Here is a 9,025-nt window from a genome sequence, read left to right on the forward strand (position 1 = left end):
TGGGTTTTATGTCTTAACTTATTTGGCTATAGCTATAAAATACAGGAATATTTAAATATCCAGCTCAGTAATCGCAAGTTTCGAGCCATAAGTCTCGATAAATTCGCGACGGGGAGCCACCTTATCTCCCATCAAAATTGTAAAAATGCGATCGGCTTCAGCAGCATCTTCGATCGTCAAACGTTTGAGCGATCGCGTAGCAGGATTCATCGTCGTTTCCCACAACTGTTGAGGCATCATTTCACCTAAACCTTTGAATCGCTGAATGTTGTAGTTAGCATTAGCAGGGAAAGATTCGAGCAATGCTTGCAAGTCGCGATCGGTATAGCAGTACTGAGCATTTTTGCCTCGTTCGACCTTATACAGTGGCGGGCAGCCAATATAGATATAGCCGCGATCGAGTAGTTCACGCTGATAGCGATAGAAAAAGGTGAGTAACAAAGTGCGAATATGCGCTCCATCTACGTCAGCATCGGCAAGCAGAATGATTTTGTGGTAACGCAATTGCGACTCATTAAAATCTTCACCCTTAATACCCAAACCGCAACCCGTAATCAAGGCTTGAATTTCATTGTTCTTATAAATCTTGCTATCGTCGGCTCTCTCAATGTTGAGCACCTTACCGCGCAGAGGCAAAATCGCTTGATAATGGCGATCGCGTCCTTGTTTTGCACTGCCACCCGCTGAGTCTCCCTCAACAATGAAGATTTCCGACTCTTTGGGATCGCGGGAACTGCAATCGGCAAGCTTTCCTGGCAATGTTGATGACTCTAATGCTGATTTACGGCGGACTAACTCGCGGGCGCGACGGGCAGCTTCAGCCGCATTAAAAGCTTGGAGTGCTTTCTCAATAATTGAAGTAGCCACGGCGGGGTGAAATTCTAGATACTCATTGAGGACTTCACCCACAAAGGAGTCAACGATCCCGCGAACTTCAGTATTACCTAATTTAGTTTTAGTCTGTCCTTCAAACTCAGGATCGGTAACCTTAACCGAGATCACGGCTGTCAGCCCTTCGCGGACATTTTCGCCAGCTAGATTTGATTCGCCTTCTTTAATCTTTTTTAATCGTCTTGCTGTCGCGTTGATCGTCCTTGTGAGAACGGTTTTAAGCCCCTCTAGGTGAGTTCCGCCATCGATCGTGCGGATATTATTGGCAAAACCAAGAACGTTATCATTGTAAGAGTCAATGCACCATTGGAGAGCAACCTCGACCACGACATTATCGCGTTCCCCATTAACATAGATAATGTCAGGGTGAATTGCTTCTTTCTCGCGAGTCATGTAGGCAACGTACTCGCGAATCCCGCCTTCATAGCAGTAGATATCGGTACGAACTTCTGTGCCTCGGCGATCGCTAAATTCAATTTTTACGCCAGCATTAAGATAGGCAAGTTCCTTGAGACGACTGGCGAGAATGTCATACTCAAATTCAGTTTGGGTGGTAAAAATCTGAGCATCAGGCTTGAAACGCACCTGAGTACCTCGACGTTGAATGGGTTCTTCGCTTTTGCTAGCGATTAGTTCCGTAACAGGAAATCCCCTTTCATAACGCTGTTTATAGACCTTTTCTAATCTCCATACCGATACTTCCACCCATTCCGATAGAGCATTGACGACGGAAATACCTACGCCATGCAATCCTCCAGAGACCTTGTAGCCGCCATCGCCAAATTTGCCCCCTGCATGGAGAACGGTTAGCACGGTTTCGAGGGCGGATTTTCCCGTCTTGGGGTGGGTATCGGTAGGAATACCACGTCCGTTATCGGAGACACAAACTGAGCCATCGGGCAGAAGCTCCACTAAAATGCGATCGCAATGACCTGCAAGGGCTTCGTCTACGCTGTTGTCAACGACTTCAAAAACTAGGTGATGTAATCCTTTTGGCCCCGTTGTGCCGATATACATCCCAGGTCGTTTACGAACTGCTTCTAGACCCTCAAGTACTTGGATCTGATTGGCATTATAAGTTTCTGTAACGAGCTCAGGCATGAAGATAAACAACTCCAGAAATATGTCGCTTGCAAGAGGACTTTAAGAAAAACTTTGAGAACGCTCTTGATGGTGTTTTAGGATGTATTTTGAGTAAAGATTCAAAAACACTCTGCCATTATAGCTTAAAAGCCTTACAGATATATCAAAACCATCTCAGATCGAGTTTTTATAGACCTCCTACGATCAAAAAAACTCAAATAAAAAGATCGGAGGTATTTTGCACTTCCGATCTTTTTATTTATAGCAACGTAAGAGATACATAGGACAAATCAAAACCTAAAAGATGAGTGGCGGCACTTTGGAGACTGTCAAGCAAAGTGTGTAAAGTCTATAAGCTATATGTGGAGACGATCCTCGAAGAGGATGGCAAAGCGATTAAGGGCGGGTTTCCAGTCACGAATGGGCATCGTCCATTTCTTAGAAATATTCCGCATCGCCAAATAGCCCAGCTTGAAAGTAGCCTCATCAGTTCGACAAGCTCACTGACCACGGAAGGTGATTAAATCGCATTGGTGGTGTAAATTTCCCTGCGAATCTCAGGTGGAAAAGCAAAGAATGGGATAATATTCGCCCAATGACTGCGCCAAGACTTGGAGATCGACGGATATTGCTTGTCCCATTTTTCAGCACACAACTCAAGGTTAAACTCCGCTTCTGATTCTGTCGCAGCAGCATAAATTTATGCCCTTCTGTCCTTTGGTTGAAACTTATCAGGTAGCTTCAAATTAGTGCCGATATTGCGGCTCGTCATGGCTTTGAAATTATTCTTAAACCCATTCCCACTTAACACTTTCAAGAATGGTGCAAGATCTGAGCTAACCGAAATCTGCTTCCGAAGCTTTGAGGAATTGTTGATTCATACCAAAAATTAGCAGTGCCGATTTTATTTGTATCTCCAAGAAAAATATTGTATGGTATTTAAACACGGTATCCCTATCAATATATCGTAGATTAGTTTCTTGGAGATACGCTCATGAGTTCAAGGCAGAAACCTGTCAGCTTTTTACAATCGTCCAACAAGGCGATCGCTAATTTATTTAACAGCATATTTAGTCATAAATGGGGACGTAGATTTGTCTCTTTCTTCTTAGCTGGTGCGCTGATCAGCGTCACCTTGGCAGCTTGCACCGCGAGCGACAACAAGCCCACAGCAACTGAGACAAAAGCTAGTAACTCAACCGCTCAAACGGCTTCCGCAGGTGCTCCTAAAAAAGATATCGAACTAACCCTCGTTTCCTTTGCTGTCACCAAGCAAGCTCACGAAGCAATTATCCCTAAATTTGTGGAAAAATGGCAAAAGGAGCAAAACCAAAAAGTTACTTTTAAACAAAGCTATGGTGGTTCTGGTTCCCAAACCCGTGCTGTCATCGATGGTTTAGAAGCTGATGTTGTCCATCTTGCTCTTGGGGCTGATACCGATAAAATCGAAAAAGCAGGACTGATCGACAAGGGCTGGGAAAAGGAATTCCCCAACGATTCAATCGTGTCCAAATCCGTTGCGGCCCTCGTAACCCGTGAAGGCAACCCTAAAGGGATCAAAGATTGGTCAGATTTAGAAAAAGATGGCGTAAGTTTAATTACAGCCGATCCCAAGACCTCAGGTGTAGCCCGTTGGAACTTCCTCGCATTGTGGAATGCGGCAGTAAAGAAAGGCGGTAGCGATGCTAAGGCTCAAGAATCACTCGTTAAAGTCTTTAAAAATGTACCAATCTTGACCAAAGATGCTCGTGAAGCCACGGATGCGTTCTTTAAGCAAGGTCAAGGCGATGCGCTTATTAATTATGAAAATGAGATTGTTTTGGCTAGTCAAAAAGGACAAAAGGTTAGCTATACCATCCCTGATGTGAATATTTCTATCGACAATCCGATCGCTATTGTTGATAAAAATGTAGCTAAGCATGGCACCAAGGAAGTGGCGGAAGCATTTGTGAAATTCCTCTATACTCCTGAAGCTCAAACTGAATTTGGAAAACTTGGGTTCCGTCCAGTTGACGAAACAGTAGCTAAAGAAAAGCAATTTGTCGATCTTTATCCTAAAGTCAAAGAACTTGCCACAGCGAAGGATCTTGGTGGCTGGAGTGAAATCAACAAAAAATTCTTTGCTGATGGTGCAGCCTTCGATCAAATTCAAGCTCAAATCAAGCGCTAGAGATTACTAGAGGCTGATAGTTTAAACATTTGCAAGGGGCTTCAGCCCCTTGTTGGATCTACCCCAAGCTTTTTGAAACTAACGACAACATGGTAACGACAACCCCTTCCTCGCCCCCGCATAAAAAGCGATCGGAATCGAACCCAATCCTCAATTTCTTCACCAAAATTCCTTGGACATGGGTAATTACTTTTACTTATTTGGCTTTCTTGTTAATTTTGCCGATCGCCGCGATGCTGACCAAAGCCGTCAGCCAACCTTTCGAGAGCTTCTGGAAAACTGCTACTAGCCCCTTAGCTCTATCTAGCTATGAAATTACCTTCGTCACCGCCTTTGCCGCCGCCGCCATTAATGGTGTCTTTGGAACTTTAATTGCGTGGGTTCTCGTTCGCTACAATTTCTTTGGCAAAAGGTTTTTGGAGGCCGTAGTTGATTTGCCCTTTGCTCTGCCGACTGCGGTCGCGGGACTTACCCTCGCTACGGTCTACAGTGAAAAGGGCTGGATTGGCTCATTATTTGCGCCATCAGGATTTAAGATTGCGTTCACTCGCCTTGGTGTTTGGATCGCCATGATGTTTATCTCCTTACCTTTCATCGTGCGCACTGTTCAACCCGTTCTCTCCGAGTTAGAAAAAGAAATTGAAGAAGCGGCTTGGTCTCTCGGAGCTTCTAAATTGCAAACCTTTATTCAGGTAATTCTACCTCCGCTTACACCTTCGATTTTAACGGGTGTAGCTCTTGGATTTTCCCGTGCTGTCGGTGAATATGGTTCGACTGTAATTATTGCCTCCAATACTCCATTTAAGGATCTAATTACCCCAGTTCTAATTTTCCAACGCCTCGAACAATATGACTATGTAGGAGCAACTGTTATCGGTGTAGTCATGTTAGGAATTTCCTTTGTGAGCTTACTTGCCATTAACTTATTACAAGCATGGAGCAAACGTTATGGCTAATCTCAATTCTTCTGTTGCCGATCGCCCTCAAAGCTCACCCGAACCAGCCAAATTCAAAGAAAGAAAGAATTTTGCGCCAGCTATTTTAATTGGGATCTCCTTTCTTTACCTAGGTCTGGTGTTGCTGTTACCTGCGGCAAATGTGTTTGTCACTGCATTTAGCAAAGGCTTCGGTCCAATATTGACAGCAGTACAACGTCCCGACTTCCAAAATGCGATCAAACTTACTCTCGGTTTAGCCGTAATTGCTTTACCTCTCAATACCATTTTTGGACTCAGTGCGGCTTGGGCGATCGCCCGTAATCAATTTCCTGGCAAAGCTTTGTTGCTGAGCATTATTGACCTGCCATTTTCAATCTCCCCTGTGGTTGCAGGTTTAATGATCGTTTTGTTATACGGACGACTAGGCTGGTTTGGGTCATGGCTAGAAGCAAATGACATCAAGGTTGTATTTGCTTTTCCTGGAATGTTAATCGCCACCATTTTTGTAAGTATGCCCTTCATCGCCCGTGAAGTCATTCCCGTTCTTGATGAGATGGGAACCGATCAAGAAGAGGCGGCACGTACCCTTGGTGCTAGTGATTGGCAAATTTTCTGGAGAGTAGTTATTCCCAATATCCGATGGGGTTTACTTTACGGATTAGTTTTAACTAATGCTAGAGCTATGGGCGAGTTCGGTGCGGTATCCGTGGTTTCAGGGAATATTGCCAATAAGACCCAAAGTTTACCGCTATTTGTCGAAGAATCTTACAAACAATACGAAACTGAAGTAGCCTATTCGGCTGCCGTACTTCTAGCGTTATTGGCCGTAGTTACGCTGATTCTAAAGGAAATTTTAGAACGCAGAACCAGCAAGAAACAAAGTTAATTCAAACTAAGGGACTTGCAAGTAATTAAAGTACCCGTGGCTTCGACTGCGCTCAGCCAACATTTAGTTGCAAGTAATTAAAGTACCCGTGGCTTCGACTGCGCTCAGCCAACATTTAGTTGTAAGTAATTAAAGTACCTGCGGCTTCGACTGCGCTCAGCCAACGTTAGTTGCAAGTAATTAAAGTACTTGTGGCTTCGACTGCGCTCAGCCAACGTTAGTTGCAAGTAATTAAAGTACTTGTGGCTTCGACTTCGTTCAGCCAACGTTAGTTGCAAGTAATTAAAGTACCTGTGGCTTCGACTGCGCTCAGCTAACGTTAGTTGCACGGAGTCGAAGCTAGATAAAGTTGAAGCGCCCCTAAAAGGGAGGCGCTTCCACAAAACCAAAAATCTAAAAATGATTTAGGACTGCTATATGTCAACAGCGATAGGTAAGAGTCCTCAGTAAAAAACTATAAGGAGTTTCTCTAAATGACTATTGATACTCGCCCTATAACCAAAGATGTCAAGATTCGTATTCCCGAAGACCTCCATGATGAACCTATTATTTCTCAATTAATTTCCCAATATGGGGTCGTTGTCAATATTGTGTCCGCCAGTTTAGGCGCTCATGCGGGTAGCGGCTGGTTTCATCTAAATCTGACAGGCAATGCTGCTCAAATTCAAACAGCGATCGCCTATCTCAACGATCTCGATATTGAAATTTGGGAAGACCAACACGACCCCAATACCGCACTTTAGGCTACAGCTTTGGTAAAACCCAAAATCAGAAAGCGCAACGCCCGCGTCGCGGGCGTTGCGCTTTCTGATTTTGGGTTTGCTACTTAATAGACTCAAAACCTTGGGCGATCGAGTATAGATCTCCCAAGGTTAGGTATAGTTGCGACCGCGCCAACTTTTCGGTCTAGTGAGAGCGGAGATCCAGATACGGATCGCCGCCAAGGGATCGGCAAGCGGAGAGAGCCAAAACCAAAAGCCCACTTCCGTATAACTAGAACGAATACCGAAGGTCAATAAGCAGCGAATACTAACAAGAAAGACATTCAGCCAAAATAGGATACTCGTAGGCAGTGATGCTGTAGGTTGCCAGATTAACAGAGAAATTAATAGGGGCAATGGCAATCCCTGCACTGCAGTAAGTAATAGGCAATCAGCCAAGGTTTGATTTGGGGTGGAAGCATCTTTGAGATCGAGCGATCGCCCCCATTCGCGCCATGTTTCGCCCATAGAAGTGTACATCCGCACCTGCATTAACGCCGCACCATCAAGGAATCCGACCTTTGCACCTCTCTGGGCGGCAGCTCTGGCAAGAGTAACGTCATCACAAAAGGAGGATTTAGCAAGCTCATAGCCATTTAACTCAACCAATTTGGCACGTCTAGATAGGAAGCATTGACCATTTGCCATTACCCGATCCTCGGTGAACTGAGTGCGATCGCCCGTTGCCCCAAATCGGAAAATGAGGGTGATTAATAGGGCTGGTTGTAACCATTGTTCGCCCGCAGTCTTGAGGATAAATTTGGGAGAGAGCGACACAATATCAAATTCGTTGGCGGTTGCTTGTGACACTAGGCTAGCAACTAGTCCCTGTTGGGGCAAAGTATCGGCATCAATGCCTAGTACCCATGTACTGGTCGGATCGCTCTGGAGAAAGCCATTATGCAAAGCCCAAGGACGACCGACCCATCCCTCTGGTAAAGGATCGTCGGTCACAAGCTTTAGAGGAATGGGAAAATCCTGCTGCAATTTCTGTACATATTCGGGTGTGCCATCCTGCGATCGGCTATCAACCACAATAATCTCTTTAGCTGCTTGATCGCGTAAGCCTTCCAAACAGGTTGGCAGGCGATCGATCTCATTTAAAGTGGGAATGACAATCGAGACTTGGGGATTTTGTTTAGCCAGAGTCTCATCCGAGTTAGCTAGAGGCAATAAAGGAGCCGTGCGATCGCGCCCAGTACTGAGCCGCTTTAAAAGTACAAGTGTCGAGGGGACTTGTAACAACAAAAAAAATAGCGAAAAGCCTGTCAAAAAAAGCGGGTTATTCAACTTCGATGGAGATGCTTACATTCTAAAAGCCAATCCTACCTTAATTCGCTCGAACTTATTGGACTCTCCCACGAAATTAGAACCGATATTTTCGTTAAAGTGCCCTAATTGAGCATTTTTTAACGAAAATATTTTGGTTCTTGCAATTATTCTTCTAGGAGACTTCTCAACATCCAAGCTGTTTTTTCATGGACTTGGAGGCGTTGAGTTAGAAGATCGGCAGTGGGTTCATCGTTGGCTTTTTCGGCGATCGGGAAAATAGAACGAGCCGTACGAGTTACGGATTCCTGCCCTTCAACCAATAACTTGATCATTTCTGTTGCCTTGGGTACTCCTTCAGTCTCAGGGATTGAAGTAAGACTGGCGTAAGCACTGTAGGTTCCAGGGGCAGGGATGCCTAGCGAACGAATGCGTTCAGCAATGAGATCCACGGCGAGAGCAAGTTCGGTATATTGGGCTTCAAACATAAGGTGCAATGTATTGAACATTGGTCCCGTTACATTCCAATGGAAATTGTGGGTCTTCAGATATAGGGTGTAGGTATCAGCAAGCAAGCGCGATAATCCATCAGCGATCGCAATTCGATCTTCTTCCGATATGCCGATATTAATCGAACTAGAGAGGTCTTTATCTGATTTTTCTTTATTTTTAGCCATTACGCTTTACTTAAATAGTTCTGCAAGAATTATAACCAACAAAACCATACCAATGAAGCACCCGATTGATGGGTTTCATTACTATTAAAAAAGAATATAAATCGACTTAAGGAGCCACCATTCTCTTAATTAGGCTTTTAGGTAACCGAGCATAGTTTAGATATAAAACCCTAAAACCTGCGGCGCACTCAGCGCGTACACCGCAGGTTTTAGATCTAGATTTTAATTAAGCTGAGGTACTTAGTATAGTTGTTTTAAATAACTTGTAGACGGGCTTCGACTTCGCTCAGCCCTCGGTGTAAGCTAGCTGAGCGAAGTCGAAGCTGTAGTTTTTATTTGAATTATCTATA

General features: G+C 44.5%; 7 protein-coding genes and 1 pseudogene. 4 read left to right on the forward strand and 4 right to left on the reverse strand.

Going from position 1 to position 9,025, the window contains the following annotated elements; translation table 11 throughout:
- Positions 1 to 51 precede the first annotated feature (51 nt).
- Together gyrB and AC805_RS26625 are read right to left on the reverse strand one after the other, a co-directional pair.
- Positions 52 to 1,992 carry a DNA topoisomerase (ATP-hydrolyzing) subunit B gene (gene gyrB, locus AC805_RS00715; protein ID WP_009627724.1) on the reverse strand — a complete coding sequence of 647 codons (1,941 nt, stop codon included), beginning with the start codon at positions 1,990 to 1,992 and terminating at the stop codon, positions 52 to 54.
- Positions 1,993 to 2,330: 338 nt separating this feature from the next.
- Positions 2,331 to 2,617, reverse strand: a pseudogene (locus AC805_RS26625) (transposase); the annotation flags it as partial.
- Positions 2,618 to 2,968: 351 nt separating this feature from the next.
- On the opposite strand from AC805_RS26625, the gene AC805_RS00720 reads away from it, so the two are divergent.
- The 4 genes from AC805_RS00720 to AC805_RS00735 all read left to right on the forward strand — a co-directional run bounded on the left by AC805_RS00720 (position 2,969) and on the right by AC805_RS00735 (position 6,711).
- On the forward strand, positions 2,969 to 4,144 hold the full coding sequence (locus tag AC805_RS00720) for a sulfate ABC transporter substrate-binding protein (RefSeq protein ID WP_055073633.1): 1,176 nt from the start codon (positions 2,969 to 2,971) through the stop codon (positions 4,142 to 4,144).
- A gap of 89 nt (positions 4,145 to 4,233) precedes the next feature.
- Positions 4,234 to 5,100: a sulfate ABC transporter permease subunit CysT gene (cysT, locus tag AC805_RS00725; protein ID WP_055073638.1), complete on the forward strand. Its 867-nt coding sequence runs from the start codon at positions 4,234 to 4,236 to the stop codon at positions 5,098 to 5,100.
- Positions 5,093 to 5,968 carry a sulfate ABC transporter permease subunit CysW gene (gene cysW, locus AC805_RS00730; RefSeq protein ID WP_055073634.1) on the forward strand — a complete coding sequence of 292 codons (876 nt, stop codon included), beginning with the start codon at positions 5,093 to 5,095 and terminating at the stop codon, positions 5,966 to 5,968. The genes cysT and cysW overlap by 8 nt, the downstream gene beginning before the upstream one ends.
- Positions 5,969 to 6,441: 473 nt before the next feature.
- Positions 6,442 to 6,711: an NIL domain-containing protein gene (locus AC805_RS00735; RefSeq protein WP_055073635.1), complete on the forward strand. Its 270-nt coding sequence runs from the start codon at positions 6,442 to 6,444 to the stop codon at positions 6,709 to 6,711.
- A gap of 129 nt (positions 6,712 to 6,840) precedes the next feature.
- On the opposite strand, the gene AC805_RS00740 is transcribed toward AC805_RS00735, so the two are convergent.
- Positions 6,841 to 7,977, reverse strand: coding sequence for a glycosyltransferase family 2 protein (locus tag AC805_RS00740; protein WP_231662375.1), 1,137 nt, complete (start codon positions 7,975 to 7,977; stop codon positions 6,841 to 6,843).
- 188 nt (positions 7,978 to 8,165) lie between these two features.
- A complete protein-coding gene (locus AC805_RS00745; RefSeq protein WP_055073637.1) occupies positions 8,166 to 8,675 on the reverse strand; it encodes a Dps family protein in 510 nt (169 codons plus the stop codon).
- Positions 8,676 to 9,025 lie beyond the last annotated feature (350 nt).

It is taken from the genome of Pseudanabaena sp. 'Roaring Creek' (assembly GCF_001402795.1).
Lineage (GTDB): Bacteria > Cyanobacteriota > Cyanobacteriia > Pseudanabaenales > Pseudanabaenaceae > Pseudanabaena.